The sequence below is a fragment of the Mycobacterium sp. 48b genome (assembly GCF_048282725.1).
Lineage (GTDB): Bacteria > Actinomycetota > Actinomycetes > Mycobacteriales > Mycobacteriaceae > Mycobacterium.
Window position 1 is genome coordinate 2,400,244 of sequence record NZ_JBLVUL010000001.1, and the last position, 19,792, is coordinate 2,420,035.

Annotated in this window: 17 protein-coding genes; 12 read left to right on the forward strand and 5 right to left on the reverse strand. The window is 66.8% G+C overall.

From position 1 onward, the window contains the following. Window positions 1–2: 2 nt before the first annotated feature. Together ACNQR1_RS11740 and ACNQR1_RS11745 are read right to left on the reverse strand one after the other, a co-directional pair. The gene (locus ACNQR1_RS11740) at window positions 3–1,202 is read right to left on the reverse strand and encodes a sensor histidine kinase (protein ID WP_418046212.1); all 1,200 of its coding nucleotides are present in this window, start codon (window positions 1,200–1,202) and stop codon (window positions 3–5) included. Between the two features lie 22 nt (window positions 1,203–1,224). Beyond that, complete coding sequence (locus ACNQR1_RS11745) at window positions 1,225–1,521, reverse strand: DUF732 domain-containing protein (RefSeq protein ID WP_418046213.1); 297 nt, start codon at window positions 1,519–1,521, stop codon at window positions 1,225–1,227. A 98-nt stretch (window positions 1,522–1,619) separates the two neighbouring features. On the opposite strand from ACNQR1_RS11745, the gene ACNQR1_RS11750 reads away from it, so the two are divergent. Further along, window positions 1,620–2,207: an HhH-GPD-type base excision DNA repair protein gene (locus tag ACNQR1_RS11750; RefSeq protein ID WP_418046214.1), complete on the forward strand. Its 588-nt coding sequence runs from the start codon at window positions 1,620–1,622 to the stop codon at window positions 2,205–2,207. 142 nt (window positions 2,208–2,349) lie between these two features. Next, complete coding sequence (locus tag ACNQR1_RS11755) at window positions 2,350–2,499, forward strand: DUF1059 domain-containing protein (protein ID WP_418046215.1); 150 nt, start codon at window positions 2,350–2,352, stop codon at window positions 2,497–2,499. Between the two features lie 93 nt (window positions 2,500–2,592). On the opposite strand, the gene ACNQR1_RS11760 is transcribed toward ACNQR1_RS11755, so the two are convergent. Together ACNQR1_RS11760 and ACNQR1_RS11765 are read right to left on the reverse strand one after the other, a co-directional pair. Continuing rightward, entirely contained in the window at window positions 2,593–3,633 is a 1,041-nt protein-coding gene (locus tag ACNQR1_RS11760; protein ID WP_418046216.1) for a hypothetical protein, read from the reverse strand. Window positions 3,634–3,674: 41 nt separating this feature from the next. Further along, window positions 3,675–4,340 carry a hypothetical protein gene (locus ACNQR1_RS11765; RefSeq protein WP_418046217.1) on the reverse strand — a complete coding sequence of 222 codons (666 nt, stop codon included), beginning with the start codon at window positions 4,338–4,340 and terminating at the stop codon, window positions 3,675–3,677. Between the two features lie 446 nt (window positions 4,341–4,786). On the opposite strand from ACNQR1_RS11765, the gene ACNQR1_RS11770 reads away from it, so the two are divergent. Continuing rightward, complete coding sequence (locus ACNQR1_RS11770; protein WP_418046218.1) at window positions 4,787–5,998, forward strand: mannosyltransferase; 1,212 nt, start codon at window positions 4,787–4,789, stop codon at window positions 5,996–5,998. Here ACNQR1_RS11770 and ACNQR1_RS11775 read toward each other — a convergent pair. Continuing rightward, window positions 5,967–6,260 (reverse strand): 4a-hydroxytetrahydrobiopterin dehydratase, encoded by a 294-nt coding sequence (locus ACNQR1_RS11775; protein WP_036448162.1) that lies wholly within the window; start codon window positions 6,258–6,260, stop codon window positions 5,967–5,969. The two genes, ACNQR1_RS11770 and ACNQR1_RS11775, sit on opposite strands and share 32 nt — an antisense overlap. A 25-nt stretch (window positions 6,261–6,285) precedes the next feature. Between ACNQR1_RS11775 and ACNQR1_RS11780 the strand changes: the two genes are divergently transcribed. The 9 genes from ACNQR1_RS11780 (at window position 6,286) to ACNQR1_RS11820 (ending at window position 19,786) form a co-directional block, all read left to right on the forward strand. Continuing rightward, on the forward strand, window positions 6,286–6,702 hold the full coding sequence (locus tag ACNQR1_RS11780; protein ID WP_418046219.1) for a (deoxy)nucleoside triphosphate pyrophosphohydrolase: 417 nt from the start codon (window positions 6,286–6,288) through the stop codon (window positions 6,700–6,702). 207 nt (window positions 6,703–6,909) lie between these two features. Then, entirely contained in the window at window positions 6,910–8,088 is a 1,179-nt protein-coding gene (locus ACNQR1_RS11785) for a nitrate/nitrite transporter (RefSeq protein WP_418046220.1), read from the forward strand. Continuing rightward, window positions 8,085–11,771, forward strand: coding sequence for a nitrate reductase subunit alpha (locus ACNQR1_RS11790; RefSeq protein WP_418046221.1), 3,687 nt, complete (start codon window positions 8,085–8,087; stop codon window positions 11,769–11,771). The genes ACNQR1_RS11785 and ACNQR1_RS11790 overlap by 4 nt, the downstream gene beginning before the upstream one ends. Next, window positions 11,768–13,417, forward strand: coding sequence for a nitrate reductase subunit beta (narH, locus tag ACNQR1_RS11795; RefSeq protein WP_418046222.1), 1,650 nt, complete (start codon window positions 11,768–11,770; stop codon window positions 13,415–13,417). Before ACNQR1_RS11790 ends, narH begins: the two co-directional genes overlap by 4 nt. After that, window positions 13,417–14,067: a nitrate reductase molybdenum cofactor assembly chaperone gene (gene narJ, locus ACNQR1_RS11800; RefSeq protein WP_418046223.1), complete on the forward strand. Its 651-nt coding sequence runs from the start codon at window positions 13,417–13,419 to the stop codon at window positions 14,065–14,067. The genes narH and narJ overlap by 1 nt, the downstream gene beginning before the upstream one ends. Then, window positions 14,067–14,795, forward strand: coding sequence for a respiratory nitrate reductase subunit gamma (gene narI, locus ACNQR1_RS11805; protein WP_418046224.1), 729 nt, complete (start codon window positions 14,067–14,069; stop codon window positions 14,793–14,795). The genes narJ and narI overlap by 1 nt, the downstream gene beginning before the upstream one ends. Window positions 14,796–14,866: 71 nt before the next feature. Beyond that, window positions 14,867–16,252, forward strand: a complete 1,386-nt coding sequence (locus tag ACNQR1_RS11810; RefSeq protein ID WP_418046225.1) for a WS/DGAT/MGAT family O-acyltransferase — start codon at window positions 14,867–14,869, stop codon at window positions 16,250–16,252. Between the two features lie 3 nt (window positions 16,253–16,255). Then, window positions 16,256–16,681: a pyridoxamine 5'-phosphate oxidase family protein gene (locus ACNQR1_RS11815; RefSeq protein ID WP_418046226.1), complete on the forward strand. Its 426-nt coding sequence runs from the start codon at window positions 16,256–16,258 to the stop codon at window positions 16,679–16,681. Between the two features lie 129 nt (window positions 16,682–16,810). Next, window positions 16,811–19,786, forward strand: coding sequence for a PQQ-dependent sugar dehydrogenase (locus ACNQR1_RS11820; protein WP_418046227.1), 2,976 nt, complete (start codon window positions 16,811–16,813; stop codon window positions 19,784–19,786). The last annotated feature ends 6 nt before the right edge of the window (window positions 19,787–19,792 follow it).

The following is a 19,792-nucleotide window of genomic DNA, read 5'->3' on the forward strand; positions in this document are numbered from 1 at the left end:
GCTCATGCGAACGCACCTCCGCCGGCTCGGACCCCTGAGCGGAACTTCGGCACGCGCATCACCACTTTGGAGCCCGCGCCGACCGCCGTCTCGACCACCAGACCGTAGTCGTTGCCGAAGGCCGCGCGCAGCCGATGGTCCACATTGGTCAGCCCGACGTGGGCGGATTCGCCGGTGCGGTCGGCCAGTGCGTCACCGGGCCCGGCGCGCAGCTTCTCCGGATCCATGCCTGCGCCGTCGTCCTCGACGGTGATCACGCATTCGGCGCCCGCGTCGCGCGCGACGATCTCCACCGATCCGCCACCGCTGCCGGCCAAGCCGTGCCGCACCGCGTTCTCCACCAACGGCTGCAGCGCGAGAAACGGCACCACGACGTTGAGTACCTCCGGGGCCACCTGCAGCCGCACGCGAAGGTTGGCGCCGAACCTGGCGCGCTCCAGGGTGAGGTAGCGGTCGATGTTGCGCAGTTCGTCGGCCAGCGTGGTGTACTGCCCGGCCGCCCGAAATGAATAGCGGGTGAAGTCGGCGAATTCCAGGATCAGTTCGCGGGCCCGGTCGGGGTCGGTGCGCACGAACGACGCAATTGTGTTGAGCGCGTTGTAGATGAAGTGCGGGCTGATCTGGGCACGCAGCGCCAGCACCTCGGCCCGGTCCAGCCGGGCCCGCGACGCGTCGAGCTCGGCCAGCTCGATCTGGCTGGCTGCGTAGCGGGCGACCTCGCCGACCGCGCCGAGCATGCCCGGGCCGGGGCTGGCCGGTGCCAGCACGACGAGGGCGCCGAGCACCTCGCCGCCCTCGGTCAGCAGCGGCTGGGCCACGACAGCCGTCGAGCGTGCGGTGAGCAGCACGCGACGGCCCGCGGTGATCGACTCCCGGGCGGTGTCGGCGCAGACATCGACGGTGTCCGGCTGCCAGATGGTGTCGTCATCGTCGTCGCGCGCCAGCAGGGCGGCGTCCTCGTCGTACAGGGCCAGCCCCGCGGTACCGGTCAACTCGCGTAGGTACGGCGCGGCGGTCTGGGCGGATTCGGTGTCCAAGCCCTGGCGCAGTGCGCGGGCCGCCTGCGCCGCGGTGTGCAGCGCCGCGTGCACGGCACGTTCGGTGGGGGTGGCCACCACCCGCCGGGTGCGCACCACCACGACGGCGGCGACCGCCGCCAGGATCAGCGCCAGGGCCAGCGCGACTGCAACCTCGCCGGACATCGTGCGGCCAACCTTAAACCGCTTACTGAACGGGGCAGGCGTACTTTCTGGCCACGTCGTACACCCGCTGCTCGGAGCCGGGGCCGAAAACGCCTTGCGCAGCCAGTTCCAATCCGATGTAGCCCGGGATGCCGCCCATGCACGCCTGGTGGGCGACGCGCCACGCGGTGTCGGGATTCAAGTGGAATCCGTTGCGCTCCAGGCCCTGCATGTAGTTGTCGAATTCCGGCGTGCCCTGATCAGGGATGGCGTTGGCCGTGGCAGCCAAGGCAAGCGCGGTAACCACCGCTGCAAAAAGAGGTGCAACGACGCGTCTCATGTCCAACTCCTATGGGCATATTCACCGGTTATCGCGTACACATTCGCACACCGCACCGACGCAGACGTCAAAAACCTGTGTAGTCCTAGACTGGCGACGTGGGAAAACTGCAGCTGGTCCAAGATCCCGAGGCCGACGCTCTGCTGGAGTCCAACCCGTTCGCGCTTCTGGTGGGGATGTTGTTGGACCAGCAGATCCCGATGGAGACGGCGTTCGCCGGGCCCAAGAAGATCGCCGACCGGCTCGGCGATGTCGATGCCGCCAAGATCGCCGACTACAACCCGGACGAGTTCATCGCGTTGGTGTCGCAGACCCTGGCCATCCACCGGTTTCCGGGGTCGATGGGCAAGCGGGTTCAGGATCTGGCGCGGGCCGTCGTCGACGAATACGAAGGCGACGTGACGGCCCTGTGGACCAGCGGGGAGCCTGACGGCAAAGAGGTGTTGCGCCGGCTCAAGCGGCTGCCCGGATTCGGCGATCAGAAGGCCCGGATCTTCTTGGCACTGTTGGGCAAGCAGTACGGCGTGACACCTGCGGGCTGGCGTGAGGCCGCGGGGGATTACGGCACGGCCGGCAGCTTTATGTCGGTGGCCGACGTGGTCGATCCCGGGTCGTTGCAGAAGGTGCGTACCTACAAGAAGCAGATGAAGGCCGCCGCGAAGGAAGCCAAGGCCGCCAAGAGCTGATTCCTGCGCCGACTCTGCGGTGAGATCGTGTTTTGGCGCGAAATCGCGATCTGTGCGCAGACCCGACGGAGCGACGCTGCCGAGCGGCACCACCCATGACTAGATCCTTTTGTAGGAAGACGACCTATGCAATGGTGAACATATGGCGAAGACACACCTGAACTGCCCGTGCGGCGAAGCGATAAGTGGGAGCGACGAGGACGACCTGGTCGAGAAGGCCCAGGCGCATCTGGCTCAGCAGCACCCCGGGCGTGAGTACGACCGGGAAATGATCCTCTTCATGGCCTACTAGAGGCCGCAAAACTTTCAGCCCCCAACAAAATTCCCGGTCGCCTGCCATGAGGCAAGCGACCGGGAATTTCGTTTCCCCATTTATCTGATGTGGTCAGGGCACCACCGTGGATCCGATGGTGGGCATGAACTGGCACTGCATCTCGGTCGTTGTGACCTGTCCGAAGATCGTCGTCATGATGCTGCCCGATCCGGTGTCGGCGATCGCGGTCAGCGTGGTCGGGCCCTCGGGGTTGAGGTCCGACCGCGGCTGGAGTGTCACGCTGCCGGACTTGCCGGTCGTCAGGTTCACCCAGGTGGCGTTGAGCGGGAGCTTCTGTTCAGCGGCCGGGCCGGGGGTGCCGATCGCGGTGAACACGTACGCGGTCTGGCCCGGCTTCGGGCCGGGCAGCGGGATCGTGGCGGGGCCGGCCACCGAGATCGCCGTCGCCAGAACGTTTCCGCCGTCCTTGAGGCAGCCGTTGCTGATCGACGGGTACATGAAGTCCTGCTTCGTCGGCGTGTTGGGCCCGAAGCCAGGGGCTCCGGCGGCCGCCGGAGCAGCATCCGCGCCGGGGGCCGGAGCAGGCGCGGGCGCAGGCGCAGCTTCAGGTGCCGGAGCCGGGGCCGGGATCGTGGCCGCTGCCGGAACAGCGCCCGGGGTCGGTGCGGGCGCGGCCTCGGGCGCGGGGGCCGGTGCGGGGGCAGCAGCCGGTGCGGGGGCCGGGGCGGGAGCGGGCAGTGCCTCTGGGGCCGGCCCGGCCGCATGGGCCGGGTCGACACCCATCGGCAGGTGAGCGTCGCCGCCGGCACCCAGAGCGGGAACATGCTCGGGTGCGGCGACGGGCTGGGCTGCGAACTGGTTGACCGCCGTCGCGACATTGCGGGATTCGGCCGATTCCTGCTTGTTGGCAGCGAAAGCCTGCGCGGCTGCCATCAACAGCTGCACCGCGCCTCCGGGATCGGCTGCAGCCTGCTGGATGATCGGGCTCAGACCCTCCATCGCCGGCAGGCCCGGCGCCTGCACGTTGTCGATCGGCAACGGTGCCGGCGCCGGATCGGCGTTGGCTACTCCGGAGCCGAACAGCAACGCAGCCGACGAACCGACCGCGATGGCGCTGGCGAACAACTTTTTCGGTGACTTGCGGGGTGACATGTCTTTCCCAATCGTTTCGGGCGGTCAGACCAGTTCAGGGATCAGGGCAGGCCGGCGGTCAGCAGCGGTGCCAGCGCTGCGACACCCGGGTTACTCAGTCCGGGAGCCGCAGCCGCGGGAGCTGCCACTGCCGGAGCTGCCGCTGCGGCGACCGGGGCCAACGGGGCCGCCGCGGCGGTGGCAGGCAGCGCCGTTTGAGCCGCGACCGGAGCCAGCGAGGCCAGGTCGCCCGGGATGTTCACCTTCTGGGGCAGCGGGATCGGCATCCCGGGCACCTGCGGGATCGTCACCTCGGCCGAGGGGATCAGTGATGCGGGGCCCGCGACCGGAGCCGCCGGAGCCGTTGCAACCGGGGCGGCAGCCGGTGCGGCGGGCAAGCCCGGCACCAGCGATCCCAGTGGTGCGTTGGCCGCTGCCGGTGCGACGGCCGTAGGCGCCTGCGGCAGGGTCACCGATGCGGTGGCCCCGGGGGCAGGTGCCGGTGCTGCGGCGGGGGTGCCGGTCAACGCGGAGGTCACACCTTGCAGCAGTTGCGGCGCGGCGGCCGGCACGCCGGCGAGCTGGTTGACGATCGGCAGGTTCGGCGCCGGGACCGGGGCCGGGGCCACCGGTTCGGCGTTCGCTGCGGCACTGAGGGCCAACGCGACCGGGACTGCGCCGGCGGCCGCGATCATGCTGGTGGAAACAGCTTTCCAGGTGAAGATCATGGTTCTCCCAATCGGTTGCTTGCACGTCTGCAGCCGAAACTATCGAGTTACTGGTGTTACTCAAGGGACACGTGTGGCGGTTATTCAACCGTTACTGCACCGGCTGAATTCGTTATCAGGCAGTGCCTTGGGCGTGATGCGCGGCCGCGCCCGGTGTCGTCCCGGCCCTGGCGCCGGCGTCGCTCCGGCGAAGCCGTCACCCCGATGTCACGCTGGAGTGGCGCTCGACCTCGGCAGCCACTCCAGCGTGACGATGTGGGCGAGTGTGCGGTGCCTCGGCACTCCAGCGTGACACTCGTCGTCGAGAGCCACTCTGGCGTGACATCCGGCTGCTGCGGCATCCGGCCCGCTGGCGTGACATCCGGCCGCTGCGACATACGGCTGGCGTGACATTGGGCCGGCGTGACAAACCCCTGGGATGACGAACCAGGCGGGTCGCTAAAGTCGTGTCCGTTAACACCGAACCGGCCACCCACGTCTCAGCAACCGCGCGGCTCTACCGTCTGGCGCCTGTGTTGCTGGTCCTCAGCATTGCGGCGCGCCTGGCGTGGACGTACCTCGTCCCCAACGGCGCCAACTTCGTCGACCTACACGTCTATGTCGGCGGCGCGGCCACTCTTGACGGGCACGCCGGCGCGCTCTACGACTACGTCTACGCGGACCAGACACCGGATTTCCCACTGCCTTTCACCTATCCGCCGTTCGCCGCGGTGGTGTTCTATCCACTGCATCTGCTGCCGTTCGGGCTGGTCGCGTTCTGCTGGCAGATCGGCATCGTCGCCGCGCTGTACGGCGTGGTCCGGATCAGCCAGCTGTTGCTCGGCGGGCCGGCGCCGCGGCGGATCGCGATGTTGTGGACCGCGGTGGGCATCTGGACCGAACCGTTGCGCAGCACGTTCGACTACGGACAGGTCAATGTCGTCCTGGTGCTCGCCGTGCTTTACGCCGTCTACAGCAATCGCTGGTGGCTGTCGGGGTTGCTGGTGGGCCTGTCCGCCGGGGTGAAACTCACGCCCGCGGTGTCGGGGCTCTACTTCGTCGGCGCACGCCGGTGGGCCACCGCGATCTTCTCGGCCGTGGTGTTCTTCGCGACGGTCGCGGTCTCGGTGCTGGTGATCGGGGATCAGGCGCGTCTGTACTTCACCGAACTGCTGGGTGATGCCGACCGGATCGGGCCGATCGGCACGTCGTTCAACCAATCCTGGCGTGGCGGGATCTCCCGAATCCTCGGCCATGACGCCGGGTACGGCCCGGCCGTGCTGCTCGGCATCGCCGTCACCGCGGTTCTTGCGGTGCTGGCGTGGCGGGCCGTCGGCGGCAGCGCCGACCGGCTCGGCGCCATTGTGATCGTGAGCCTGTTCGGGTTGCTGTTGTCACCGATTTCGTGGACGCACCACTGGGTCTGGCTGATCCCGCTGATGATCTGGTTGCTGCACGGGCCGTTGGCCGACCGGTTGGGCGCACGGATCCTGGGCTGGGGGTGGCTGGCGCTGACGCTGGTCGGGGTGCCGTGGCTGCTCAGCTTCGCCCAGCCGACGATCTGGGTGATCAGCCGGCCCTGGTACCTGGCCTGGGCCGGGCTGATCTACATCGTCGCGACGCTGGCGACGCTGGCCTGGATCGCGGTTAGCCGGGCTGGTCGGACAGAATCCGGTTGATCTCCTTGGCCATCTGGATGTCCTTTTCGGTGATCCCGCCGGCGGAATGCGTGACCAGCGCGAACGTGACTGTGCGCCAGCGGATGTCGATATCCGGATGATGGTCTTTTTCCTCGGCGAACTCCGCCACGCGGCGCACCGCGTCGATGCCGTCGAGGAACGTCGGGAATTTCGTGGATCTGCGCAGGGCGCCCGCCGCGCGTTCCCAGCCCGGCAGATCGGGCAGTGCGGCGTCGACCTGATCGTTCGATAACACGGCCATACCCGACGGTATACCGTCGGGCGCGATGGATGAGCAGATCGTGGTGGCCGGTGCCCTGTTCTCGGAAACCGGGTTGTTGGTCGCTCAGCGGCAACGGCCGCCAGAGCTCGCCGGGCTGTGGGAGCTGCCGGGCGGCAAGGTGGCCGCCGGCGAGAGTGACGCCGACGCCCTGGCGCGCGAACTGCGCGAGGAGCTGGGCGTCGAGGTCCGTGTCGGTGCCCGCCTCGGGGTAGAGGTCCCGCTGAAGGCGGGTATGACGCTGCGCGCCTACCGGGCCACCCTCACATCGGGCAGTCCGCAGCCACACGATCACCGGGCTCTGCGCTGGGTGACGGCCGATGAGCTCGATGACCTGCCCTGGGTGCCTGCCGATCGGGCCTGGCTCCCGGAGTTGGCCGCCGCACTCTCTTCTTCTTCGCCGAGAAGGCGTGAAAGTACCTGAAATGACGCGATTTCGGGTGCTTGCACGACGGCTCGCGCAATAAGGCGACCGCGCAACAGGATTTATTTCGACACATTGGTGTTGCGGATTACATTTCCATGAAACCGGCTGCAACGTTTCCGGGAAAGTGACGCGACCGCAGGAACATGGTGTTTTGCTGTTGTGGTGACCACGGCAAGTACGCCGTACCTGGGCCAAGGGCAGAGCATGAATCTCTTGCTGGCCACCTGGGTCTCGGCCATCAATTTCTGGGCCTGGAACATGATCGGCCCCCTGTCCACCACATACGCCGGCGACATGAAGCTGAGCAGCACGCAGGCTTCGATGCTCGTCGCCACTCCGATATTGGTCGGTTCGCTGGGCCGGATTGCAGTCGGCGCACTGACCGACAGGTACGGCGGGCGCACGATGTTCCTCGCGGTGACGCTGGCCTCGATCGTGCCGGTGCTGGCCGTCGGGGCGGCCGGCGAGGCCAGGTCCTACCCGATGTTGTTGGTGTGCGGATTCTTCCTTGGCATCGCCGGCACCATCTTCGCGGTCGGAATTCCTTTCGCCAACAACTGGTATGAGCCCTCGCGTCGCGGCTACGCGACCGGCGTGTTCGGTATGGGCATGGTCGGCACGGCGTTGTCGGCATTCTTCACGCCGAGATTCGTCCGGTGGTTCGGGTTGTTCCAGACCCACCTCATCATCGCGATCGCCCTGGCGCTGACCGCGGTGTTGTGTCTGGTGGCGATGCGCAATGCGCCCGCGTTCGAACCGAACACCGATCCAGTGTTGCCCAAGCTCAAGTCGGCGCTGAAACTTCCCGTGACGTGGGAGATGTCCTTCCTGTACGCGGTGGTCTTCGGTGGATTCGTGGCGTTCAGCAACTACCTGCCCACCTACATCAAGAACGTGTACGAGTTCTCCGCCGTCGAAGCAGGCAGTCGTACAGCGGGATTCGCGTTGGCCGCGGTGCTGGCCCGGCCGATCGGCGGTGCGTTGTCGGACCGCATCCCACCCAAGTACGTGGTGCTCGCCTCCTTCGCCGGCACCGCGGCGCTCGCGTTCATCGCGATGTTCCAGCCGCCGCCCGATGTCTGGTCGGCGGCGACATTCATCGGTCTGGCGGTCTTCCTGGGCATCGGCACCGGCGGCGTGTTCGCCTGGGTGGCCCGGCGATCACCCGCCAAGGAAGTGGGCTCGGTGACCGGGATCGTCGCCGCCGCAGGCGGTTTGGGCGGCTACTTCCCGCCGTTGGTGATGGGTGCGACGTACGACGCCGTAGATCACGACTACTCGGTCGGGCTCCTGCTGCTGGTGGCGACGGCGCTGGTGGCCTTCGGGTACACCGCTCTGCGCCTGCACGCCCACGAACCCCAGCCCAAGGAGGCGCGTCAATGACCAAGCCCCACATCGGCGGATCGATCGAGGAGTTGCTCGAGCGCAGCGGGAGGTTCTTCACCGCCGGCGAGTTCTCCGGCGATCTGCGTACGGTCACACGCCAGGGGGGCCGGCAGGGCGACGTGTTCTACCGCGATCGGTGGAGTCACGACAAGGTGGTGCGCTCCACCCACGGGGTGAACTGCACGGGATCGTGCTCCTGGAAGATCTATGTCAAGGACGGCATCATCACCTGGGAAACCCAGGAGACCGACTACCCCTCGGTGGGCCCCGACCGCCCCGAGTACGAGCCGCGCGGGTGCCCGCGCGGTGCGGCGTTCTCCTGGTACACCTACTCGCCGACGCGGGTGCGATACCCGTACGCGCGTGGCGTGCTGGTGGAGATGTACCGGGAAGCCAAGGCGCGCCTCAAGGATCCGGTGTTGGCCTGGGCCGACATTCAAGGTGATCCGGAACGCCGCAAGCGCTATCACCGGGCGCGCGGTAAAGGCGGCCTGGTCCGGGTCAGCTGGACCGAGGCCACCGAGATGATCGCCGCCGCACATGTGCACACGATCAAGACCTACGGGCCGGACCGGGTGGCGGGTTTCTCGCCGATCCCGGCGATGTCGATGGTGTCGTTCGCGGCCGGGTCCCGCTTCGTCGAGCTCATCGGCGGGGTGATGACGTCGTTCTACGACTGGTACGCCGATCTGCCGGTCGCTTCCCCTCAGGTGTTCGGCGACCAGACCGACGTGCCCGAGTCCGGCGACTGGTGGGACGCGTCGTACCTGATGATGTGGGGCTCGAACGTCCCGGTCACCCGCACGCCCGACGCGCACTGGATGGCCGAGGTCCGCTACCGCGGAACCAAAGTGGTGACGGTCAGCCCGGACTACGCCGACAACACCAAGTTCGCCGACGAGTGGATGCCGTGCGCGGCAGGCACCGACGGCGCGCTGGCCATGGCGATGGGCCACGTCATCCTCGACGAATGCTTTGTGCAGAACCGGATTCCGTACTTCGTCGACTACGTTCGCAAGTTCACCGATCTGCCGTTCCTGGTCAAGCTCGAAGAGCGCGACGGCGTGCTGGTCCCCGGGAAGAACCTCACCGCCGCCGATCTGGGCGGCCCGACGGCGCAACAGGAGAATGCGGCGTTCAAGCCGGTGCTGCTCGACGGTGCCAGCAACAGTGTCGCGGTCCCGCAGGGCTCGCTCGGGTTCCGGTACGGCGCCGACGGTGTCGGCAAGTGGAACCTCGATCTGGAAGACCTGGTTCCCGCCCTGACGGTGCTGGGGGACATCTTCGAAACCGCCGAGATCACGTTGCCGCGGTTCGACACCGTCGACGGCAGTGGCGCGACCATGCAGCGCGGGGTTCCTGTTCGGCGGGTCGGTGAGCACCTGGTGTGCACGGTGTTCGACCTGATGCTGGCTCAGTACGGCGTGCACCGGCCCGGCCTGCCCGGCGAGTGGCCCACCGGATACGACGACGCCACCCAGCCGTACACCCCGGCCTGGCAGGAGCAGATCACCGGGGTGTCGGCCGGCCAGGCGATCCGCGTCGCGCGCGAATTCGCCCGCAACGCAGAGGAATCCGGTGGCCGGTCGATGATCATCATGGGTGCAGGGATCTGCCAGTGGTTCCACGGCGACGCCACGTACCGGGCCGTGCTGGCTCTGCTGCTGCTCACCGGCTCGATGGGGCGCAATGGCGGTGGCTGGGCGCACTACGTCGGCCAGGAGAAGTGCCGTCCCGTCACCGGGTGGGCCGCCATGGCGATGGGCACCGACTGGTCCCGTCCGCCGAGGCAGATGGCCGGCACGTCGTACTGGTACGCCCACACCGACCAGTGGCGTTACGACGGGTACCGCGCCGACGCGCTGTCCAGTCCGGTGGGGCGGGGCCGATTCCGCGACAAGCACACCATGGATGTGATGACTTCCGCGGTGGCGATGGGGTGGACGCCGTTCTTCCCGCAGTTCGACCGGTCCAGTCTCGACGTGGTCGACGAGGCCAAGGCGGCCGGTCAGGAAGTGCCCGACTACGTGGCCGGCCAATTGGCAAGCGGTGGGCTGAAACTCGCGGTCACCGATCCCGACAATCCGGCGAACTGGCCTCGTGTGCTCAACGTCTGGCGGGCCAACCTGCTCGGCTCGTCCAGCAAGGGCAATGAGTACTTCCTGCGCCACCTGCTGGGCACGACGTCGAATGTGCAGGCCGAGCCGACCGGGCCGGAGTTGCGGCCCAAGGACGTGGCCTGGACCGAGGACATTCCCGAGGGCAAGCTGGACCTGCTGATGTCGATCGACTTCAGGATGACCTCGACGACGCTGCTCTCCGACGTGGTGCTGCCCGCGGCGACCTGGTACGAGAAGTCCGACCTGTCCAGCACCGATATGCACCCCTATATCCACGCCTTCAGTCCGGCGGTCGACCCGCCGTGGGAAACCCGGTCGGATTACGAGGCTTTCGGTGCGATCGCCCGGGCCTTCAGCACGCTCGCCGCCCGGCACCTCGGCAGCCGCACCGACGTGGTGATGGGCACGTTGCAGCACGACACCCCGGGCGCGATGGCCTATCCCGGTGGCACCGAAAACGATTGGCGGGTCACCGGTGAGACGCCGGTGCCCGGCAAGACGATGGGACCGCTGGTCGTGGTCGAGCGTGACTACACGGCGATCGCCGAGAAGTGGGCGACACTGGGCCCGCTGGTCGAGAGCCTGGGCCTGACCACCAAGGGCATCACCACCCATCCCGACCAGGAGGTCGCCGAGCTCGCCGCCAAGTTCGGGGTGATGGATTCGGGTGCCGGCCAGGGCCGCCCGGCGATCACCACGGCCGAGCGGATGTCCGATGTGATCCTGGCGCTGTCGGGCACCTCCAACGGCCGGCTCGCGGTGGAAGGCTTCCGGGAACTCGAACGACGTACCGGTCGGAAGCTGATTCACCTGGCCATCGGTAACGAGGAACGCCGGATCACCTACGCCGACACCCAGGCCAGACCCGTCCCGGTGATCACCAGCCCCGAGTGGTCTGGCAGTGAGACCGGCGGCAGGCGCTACGCGCCGTTCACGGTGAACATCGAGGAGCTCAAGCCCTTCCACACCCTCACCGGCCGGATGCACTTCTACGTCGACCACGACTGGTTGGAGGAACTCGGCGAGCAGCTGCCGATCTACCGGCCACCGTTGGACATGGCGCGGCTGTTCGGCGAGTCGAAGCTGGGCCGCGACGGTATCGGCCTGACCGTGCGGTACCTGACGCCGCACTCCAAGTGGTCGATCCACTCGGAGTACCAGGACAACCTGTTCATGCTGTCGCTGTCGCGCGGTGGCCCCACCATGTGGATGAGTCCGTTGGATGCCGAGAAGATCGATGTGAAGGACAACGATTGGATCGAGGCGGTGAACCGCAACGGCGTGCTGGTGTGCCGGGCCGTGGTCAGCCACCGCATGCCGGAGGGGGTGGTGTACGTCTACCACGCCCAGGAACGCACCATCGACGTACCGCTGAGCGAAACCACCGGCACCCGTGGCGGTATCCACAATTCACTGACCAGGCTGCTGGTCAAGCCCAGCCATCTTGCCGGCGGGTATGCCCAGCACTCGTTCGCCTGGAACTATCTCGGCCCCACCGGAAATCAGCGTGACGAAGTGACGGTGGTCCGCCGCCGCTCGCAGGAGGTGAAGTACCAGTGAAGGTCATGGCCCAGATGGCGATGGTGATGAACCTCGACAAGTGCATCGGGTGTCAAACCTGTTCGGTGACCTGCAAACAGGCCTGGACCAACCGGGCCGGCACCGAGTACGTCTGGTTCAACAACGTCGAAACCCGTCCGGGGCAAGGTTATCCGCGCACCTATCAGGACCAGGAAAAGTGGCGTGGCGGGTGGAAGCTGGACCGGCGTGGCCGGCTGCGGCTGCGCGACGGCGGCCGGTTGGCCAAACTGGCCAGGATCTTCGCGAACCCGAAGCTGCCGTCCATCGAGGACTACTACGAGCCGTGGACATACGACTACGAGAACCTGACGTCGGCTCCGCTGGGTGAACACATCCCCACCGCGCCGCCGCGCAGCCTGATCACCGGCAAGCCCATGAAGGTGTCGTGGTCGGCGAACTGGGACGACGACCTCGCCGGGTCGCCGGAGATCGTGCCAGGGGATCCGGTCCTCAAACAGGTCAGTGAGCAGATCAAGCTCGAGCTCGAACAGACCTTCATGTTCTATCTGCCCCGGATCTGCGAGCACTGCCTCAACCCGGCGTGTGTGGCGTCCTGCCCGTCGGGCGCGATGTACAAGCGTTCCGAGGACGGCATCGTGCTGGTCGATCAGGACCGTTGCCGCGGCTGGCGCATGTGTGTGTCCGGATGTCCGTACAAGAAGGTGTATTTCAACCACAAGACCGGCAAGGCCGAGAAGTGCACACTGTGTTACCCGCGTATCGAGGTCGGGTTGCCCACGGTGTGCTCCGAGACCTGTGTGGGCCGGTTGCGCTACCTCGGGCTCGTGCTCTACGACGTCGACCGAGTGCTGGAGGCGGCGTCGGTACCCGACGACAAAGACCTCTACGAGGCGCAGCGGCAGATCCTGCTCGACCCGACCGACCCCGAGGTCATCGCCGGGGCCCGCGCCGAGGGCATCTCCGACGAATGGATCGAGGCCGCCCAACGTTCCCCGGTGTACAAGTTGATCCACACCTATGGTGTTGCGCTGCCGCTGCATCCGGAATTCCGGACGGTGCCGATGGTCTGGTACATCCCGCCGCTGTCCCCGGTGGTCGACGCGGTCAGCCGCGACGGGCACGACGGCGAGGACGTCGGCAATCTGTTCGGGGCGCTGGAGGCACTGCGTATCCCGATCGAATATCTGGCGGGGTTGTTCACCGCGGGGGACACCGCCGTCGTCGAGGGAGTGCTGCGCCGGCTCGCGGCGATGCGGTCCTACATGCGCGACATCAACCTCGGCCGCGACACCAAGCCGCACATCCCGGCCTCGGTCGGGATGACCGAGGAACAGGTGTACGAGATGTACCGGCTGCTGGCGCTCGCGAAATACGAGGAGCGCTACGTCATCCCGACCGCGTACAGCACCGAGGGCATACCCGGGACGGAGGAGCCCGGCTGCTCACTGTCCTTCGAAGGCGGGCCCGGAATGTACGAGTCGGGCCCCTTCGGCGAGGCCAGCGGCGGACCGGTACCGGTGGCGGTGGAGACCTTCCACGCGCTGCAACACCGGCAGACCACCGACGGCATGGCCGCCAACGCCGAACGGCCGTCCCGCGTCAATCTGCTCAACTGGGACGGCAGAGGCGTTCCGTCAGGGATGTTCCCGGGTGGTGATCGGTGATGAAGCGTCGCAACCGAACCCGCGACAACTCGATGCAGGACCGCCTGGTCTGGCAGGCCGCCTCGCTGATGCTGGCCTATCCGGACGACGGGCACACCGACCGGCTGCAGGCCGCGGCTCGCCTGCTGGATCACGTCACCGGTGAACCCAGGGCGCTGCTCGGCGAAACCGTCGTCGGGTTGAGCCTGCGCCCCACCATGGAGCTACAGCAGGAGTACGTCGACACCTTCGACCTGCACAAGCAGTGCACCATGCTGCTGACCTACTGGACCTCGGGGGACACCCGGAACCGGGGCGCGGACATGGTCGAATTCACCCAGGCATACCGCGCCGCAGGCGTCGAGATCCCGAAAGGCGAAGCACCCGATCATCTTCCGGTGGTGCTGGAGTTCGCCGCCACGGTCAACCCGGACGTGGGGCGGCGGCTGCTCGCCAAGTACCGGGTACCGATCGGCGTGGTGGCCCGCGCGCTGGCCGAGCGCAGATCGCCCTACGCGCCCGTCGTCGCAGCGGTGGACTCAACCCTGCCGTCGCTGGCCTCCGTCGATGACGTGTCGCGGCTGATGATGAGCGGGCCGCCCGCGGAATCGGTCGGGCTGCAGCCGTTTCAGCTGACGGTTCCGCCCCGCCGGGTACAGGAGGTGCTCTGATGTCGGGCTGGGAGATCTTCTGGGATGTGGTGCCCTATGTGACGCTGGCGGTGGTGGCCGTCGGCACCTGGTGGCGGTACCGCTACGACAAATTCGGCTGGACCACGCGCTCGTCGCAGCTCTACGAGTCCCGGCTGCTGCGGATCGCCAGCCCGATGTTCCATTTCGGCATGCTCGTGGTGTTCATCGGACATGTCATCGGCCTGTTCATCCCCGAATCGTGGATGGATCTGGTGATGAGCGACCACATCTATCACCTGCAGGCGGTGGTCCTCGGCGGGATCGCCGGCATCGCGGCCCTGGTCGGTATCGCACTGCTGATCTACCGCCGCCGTGCCACCGGTCCGGTCTTCATGGCCACCACCGTCAACGACAAGACGATGTACGTCGTTCTGGTGGCCGCCATGGTGGCCGGTTTCGCCTGCACGGCGATCGGAGCCACACCGGAGGGCGCCGAGCACGACTACCGCGAGACCGTGTCCCCCTGGTTCCGTTCGATCTGGATCCTGCAGCCCCGCGGCGACCTGATGGTCCAGGCGCCGGTGTACTTCCACATCCACGTGATGATCGCGCTGCTGCTGTTCTGCCTGTGGCCGTTCACCCGGCTGGTGCACGTGTTCAGCGCGCCGATCGGCTACCTGTTCCGGCCCTACATCGTCTACCGCGGCCGCGACGTCGCCGAGAAGTCCGAGCTGGTCGGATCACGGCCGCAGCGGCGGGGCTGGTGAGGACGCGTACGCAGCTGAACTAGGGACCTTTGGCCCTCCCTGAGCAGGGGCGTCAGGCGGACGATTGTTCTATGGAGCAGTTGACCGCACTCGACGCGGGGTTCCTGGAAGCGGAGGACTCCGACCGGCACGCGAACCTGGCGATCGGAGCGATCGCGGTGCTGGACGGGCCGATGCCCCGGCCGGACACCGTCGTGGATTCATTGACGAAACGTGCCCTGACTGCGCCTCGCCTGCATCAACTGCTGCGCACGCAGCCCCTCGATCTCGGTGCGCCGCAATGGGTGGAAGACACCAACTTCGATGCTGCGCACCACATCCGCTGTGCCGCTCTGCCGCAACCCGGTGACGATGCGGCGCTGTTCCGCTGGGCTGCCGACGTCATGGAACGCCGGCTCGACCGGGACCGCCCGCTGTGGGAGTGCTGGGTCGTCGACGGACTCGAAGGCGGCAGGTGGGCCATCCTGCTGAAGGTCCACCACTGCATTGCCGACGGGATCGCCGCGACACGGCTCCTGAGTCGGCTGTGCGATGACGGTGACCTGTCGGGCAGAGGTGCGAAACGTCAAGCTGCCAGGGGGACAGTGACTTTCAGCCCCGTGGACTGGGTCGGTAAGGCTTGGCGGATTTCGAGTGGGCTGCCCGCGGCCACCCTGCAGGCCGTCCACGGTGCGCTCGACATCGTGACCGGCCTGCTGCGGCCGGCGGCGTCGACCTCTTTGACCGGTCCGGTCACCAGCATGCGGCGCTACGCCGCCGCCGAGGTGTCGTTGGGCGACGTCGACTCGGTGTGCCGGGAATTCGGTGTGACCGTCAATGATGTTGCGCTGGCGGCGATCACCGACAGTTTCCGCAACACGCTCATTCGTCGTGGCGAGAAGCCCAGGCGTGACGCGTTGCGCACCCTGGTGCCGGTTTCGGTGCGGTCCGGGGATGCCGTCGACCGTACCGACAATCGGGTGTCGGTGATGCTCCCATACCTTCCGGTCGACCAGGCAGACCCCGTGCAACAGCTCCGTACCGTGCATTCACGGCTGTCCAGAGCCAAAGCCAGTGGACAACGTGAGGCGGGCAACATCCTGGTGTCGGCGGCGAACGCGATCCCGTTCGCGCTCACCGCGTGGACGGTGCGGGCATTGACCCGATTGCCGCAACGCGGCGTGGTCACCGTCGCCACCAATGTGCCCGGCCCGCAGAAGCGGTTGCGCGTCATGGGACGCGAGATCGTCCGACTTCTTCCGATTCCGCCGATCGCGATACAACTGCGCACCGGTATCGCCATCATGAGTTATGCCGACCGGCTGGTCTTCGGTGTCATCGGCGATTACGACACGGCTCCCGATGTCGACGAACTCGCGCACGGTATCGAGCGCGCCGTCGCCCGTCTTGTCGACATCAGCGACGGCCACTGGCGCTCCACCCCGGTGGGAACTCTGCAACTCGTACAGGGAGGTTGACCGATGAAGGGACAGGAACTCGGGGTACTCACCCGCAGGCAGTGCCTGGATCTGCTGGAGCGGGTGCGCGTCGGCAGGCTGGTGTTCACCGAGGACGCGTTGCCCGCCGTGCAGCCGGTCAACTTCCGGGTGTGGCGCGACGACGTGGTGATCCGGGTCGCCGGCGGGCCCAAGCTGACCGCCGCCATCGACCACCAGGTCGTGGCGTTCCAGGCCGACGAACTCGACGCCGATCTACGGACGGGCTGGAGCGTGACGATCGTCGGGCACGCCGAACCGATCACCGACGTGGACGATCAGGTGGAGGTCGCCGGGACGTTCGTGCAGCCGTGGGCCGAGGGGCGCCGCGATCACTTCGTGCGGATCCGTGCCGAGAAGGTCACCGGGCGTGAGCTTCGGGACCATGCCATGCCGCACTACGGCGGTTAGGGCCAGGCACATACCCCGTTGGTACCCGTCGCAAGTAACGGCATTTCGCCCGCATGTAATTGACGCACCCGCAATAATGATGGCGCGCCGGGCTTCGGTGCGATCACGACATGCGTACAGGGGTGGGCCATGGCGTCAGCGAAGCGGGCACTGGTGGGGCTGACCCTGGATCGTCGGCCCGAGCGCAGATCCCCGGCGCTGAATCCCTCTGCCAGACACGTCGCCCGGATTGCCGCGCTGGCCGTTGCTCTCGGGCTTGGCGCCGCTGTGGCCACTACTCCCGCGGTGGCATCGGCAGAGGAGACCAACTCCGCATCGACACCGCAATCGGAAGCGAATACGCAACCCGGCGCGACAGATCCGGAACCATCTACGCCCCGCCGGACAAGTTCCGATGATTCAAACGCCAAAGTCCCGACCACGCAGGAGCGTGAGCACCCCGGTAAACGCCGGCCCGCCTCACGGTCCAAGAAATCTGTTGTCACCCTCAGGGACGGCGTGGTCATCCGCAGTTCGGGTGGGGCCCGCACAGCCGATATCGAAGACGGCACACCGGCTGGGCGCGCTGCCGAGGATATCGAAACGCCTGAACTGCCAGACGAACTCGATCCGGCACCAGACGTCGTCGAGGTCATGCCGCAGGAGGCGCCGTCGATCGACGATGCCGTCGCGCCTGAGACAACCGTGACGAGTTCGTCGTCTCGGTTCGCCGGACGCCTGGATTTGCTGCACAAGAGCAAGCTGGGCGCTCGATCGAGGCCGGCCGATGTCACCGTCGTCCCGCCACCGATCGGCGTGGCGGAAACCGATGATCAGGTGTTGGGAACGCTGCGCGAACGGGTGCAAACCCAGACCCAGACGCAGGAACAGGCAACCGTCACCATCCCGCCGCTGCCCCTTCCGGGCCCGGACTCGCCGGAGCCGGTCAAGAAGGCGTGGGGTTGCTTCTGCAACGTCTTCACCACGGTGGCGCCCATCGCCCAGAAGATCGGCGGGCTGATCAACGAATACATCCTCCCGGCTCTGGCCGGTCCCGCGCCCGGAGAGACTCCGGACTCACCGGTGCTGTGGGCCGTGCTCGGTTGGGTGCGCCGACAGGCCGACCAAATACTTTCCGCTCCACCGGTTTCCGACTTCACAGAAGCGGTCACGGCTTGGGGAGCGTTGACGCTTCAGCAGGTGACCCAGTCTTGCGGGGAGCCCACCGCGGGGCTGCCGGAGGACCTTGAACGCACCGTCATCGTGTCCGGGCTGTCCGAACCGGTGGATTTCCGGTTCCTGCCCGATGATCCGGACAACCCCGACGACGGTGGCATCGTCATCGTCGAGAAGGGCGGGGCGATCAAGCTTTACAAGGAGGGCCAGGGGACGACCACGCTGGCGACCCTGCCGACGCAGACCGACTTCGAGAGCGGGATCGGTGGCATCGAGGTCGACCCGAACTTCGCGGAAAACCACTACGTCTACGTGTCATACACCAACGGCAACGACACCGATGTGCTGTCGCGCTTCACGCTGTCGGGTGATGAAGCAGCCATCCTGGCTTCCGAGCAGGTGCTCATCGCCTCGGATCAGACGGCCGGGCCGATTCACCACGGCGGGGAAATCTATTACGAGGACAATCCCGGTGACAGCCCCGACTACATCTACTGGGCCAAGGGGGACAACTCGGTCAGCACCAATGCCCAGGACCTGACGAACATCCACGGCAAGATCCTGCGGATCCACCCTGACGGAACGATCCCGACCGACAACCCCTTCTACGACACACCCGGAGCCCGCAAGGAGATCTGGGCGTACGGGCTGCGCAACCCGTTCCGGTTCGACGTTGCGCCCAACGGCCAGCTTCTCGTGGCGGACGTCGGCGACACGTCTTGGGAAGAGCTCAATGTGGTGACGAAGGGGGCCAACTACGGCTGGCCCGGGGCCGAAGGCGTCTGCGTCGGCTGCGGGTACGTCAACCCCATCTACGCCTACGACCACAACACGCCGGCCGGAACCGCCTCGATCACGTCTGTCCTCGTGTACACCGGTGACTCCCTTCCCGCGGAGTACCAGGGCAAGGTGTTCATCGCTGACTACACGCTCGGCTGGATCAAGGTACTCACTCTCGATGAGGACTACGGCAGCTACGTCAGCGAGCAGCCCTTCGACGGCCAGGCGGGGACGCCGGTGCGGCTCATCCAGGGGCCGGACGGCAACATCTATCAACTGAACATCTACCCCGGTGAGCTGTCGATGATCGCGCCGTCGGGCGGCAACCGGGCGCCGACAGCCGTCGTGACGGCGACGCCGAGCAACGGGTATTCGCCTCTGGTGGTGAACTTCTCGTCGCAGGGTTCGGGCGATCCCGATCCGAACACCGCCCTCACCTATCACTGGGATTTCGGTGACGGCACGACGTCGACGGAGGCCAACCCGACCAAGACCTACGACACCAACGGCACCTACAACGTGACGCTGACCGTGAGCGACGGAGAGAAGACGGGCCAGGACACGCAGTCGGTCACCGTCGGCAGTACCGCGCCGCACGACCTGACGATCACGACACCGCAGGGCGAACCGCTCGACAACTCGAAATACAATGCCGGCGATACCATTTCGTTCACCGGCTCGGCTCTTGACCAGGACGAGACACTTCCCGACAGCGCCTACAACTGGACCGTGGTGTTCCATCACGCCGACCACATCCACCCGGTCACCAGCAACATCGTCGGCAAGACGGGCAGCATCACCGTTCCGACCGACCCGCACAACTCCGCGGACACCTGGTACGAGGTCAGGCTGACCGTCACCGACAGCAGCGGCCTGTCGACGACCTCCTCTGCCAACGTGTACCCCAACACCGTCACGCAGACGTTCACCGCGAGCGACCCGGACGCGGTCTTCACAATCGACGGTAAGCGGTACACCGGCTCCTACACCGAGACGTCAGTGGTGGGTGTGGAGCGGGTCCTCGGAGTCTCGTCGCCGCAATTCGTCGACGATGGTCAGCTGGTCTTCGTCAGCTGGTCCGATGGCGGAGCGCAAACCCACACGATCGTCACACCGGGAACGGACACCAACTACGTCGTGACCTTCGACAAGGTTCCGTCGGTGCTGTGAGTGTCC

Coding starts and splice junctions, on each gene's coding strand:
- ACNQR1_RS11740 (WP_418046212.1), bottom strand. CDS start 1,202: ATGTCCGGCGAGGTTGCAGTCGCGCTGGCCCTGGCGCTGATCCTGGCG.
- ACNQR1_RS11745 (WP_418046213.1), bottom strand. CDS start 1,521: ATGAGACGCGTCGTTGCACCTCTTTTTGCAGCGGTGGTTACCGCGCTT.
- ACNQR1_RS11755 (WP_418046215.1), top strand. CDS start 2,350: ATGGCGAAGACACACCTGAACTGCCCGTGCGGCGAAGCGATAAGTGGG.
- ACNQR1_RS11760 (WP_418046216.1), bottom strand. CDS start 3,633: ATGTCACCCCGCAAGTCACCGAAAAAGTTGTTCGCCAGCGCCATCGCG.
- ACNQR1_RS11765 (WP_418046217.1), bottom strand. CDS start 4,340: ATGATCTTCACCTGGAAAGCTGTTTCCACCAGCATGATCGCGGCCGCC.
- ACNQR1_RS11775 (WP_036448162.1), bottom strand. CDS start 6,260: ATGGCCGTGTTATCGAACGATCAGGTCGACGCCGCACTGCCCGATCTG.
- ACNQR1_RS11780 (WP_418046219.1), top strand. CDS start 6,286: ATGGATGAGCAGATCGTGGTGGCCGGTGCCCTGTTCTCGGAAACCGGG.
- ACNQR1_RS11785 (WP_418046220.1), top strand. CDS start 6,910: ATGAATCTCTTGCTGGCCACCTGGGTCTCGGCCATCAATTTCTGGGCC.
- ACNQR1_RS11790 (WP_418046221.1), top strand. CDS start 8,085: ATGACCAAGCCCCACATCGGCGGATCGATCGAGGAGTTGCTCGAGCGC.
- narJ (WP_418046223.1), top strand. CDS start 13,417: ATGAAGCGTCGCAACCGAACCCGCGACAACTCGATGCAGGACCGCCTG.
- narI (WP_418046224.1), top strand. CDS start 14,067: ATGTCGGGCTGGGAGATCTTCTGGGATGTGGTGCCCTATGTGACGCTG.
- ACNQR1_RS11810 (WP_418046225.1), top strand. CDS start 14,867: ATGGAGCAGTTGACCGCACTCGACGCGGGGTTCCTGGAAGCGGAGGAC.
- ACNQR1_RS11815 (WP_418046226.1), top strand. CDS start 16,256: ATGAAGGGACAGGAACTCGGGGTACTCACCCGCAGGCAGTGCCTGGAT.
- ACNQR1_RS11820 (WP_418046227.1), top strand. CDS start 16,811: ATGGCGTCAGCGAAGCGGGCACTGGTGGGGCTGACCCTGGATCGTCGG.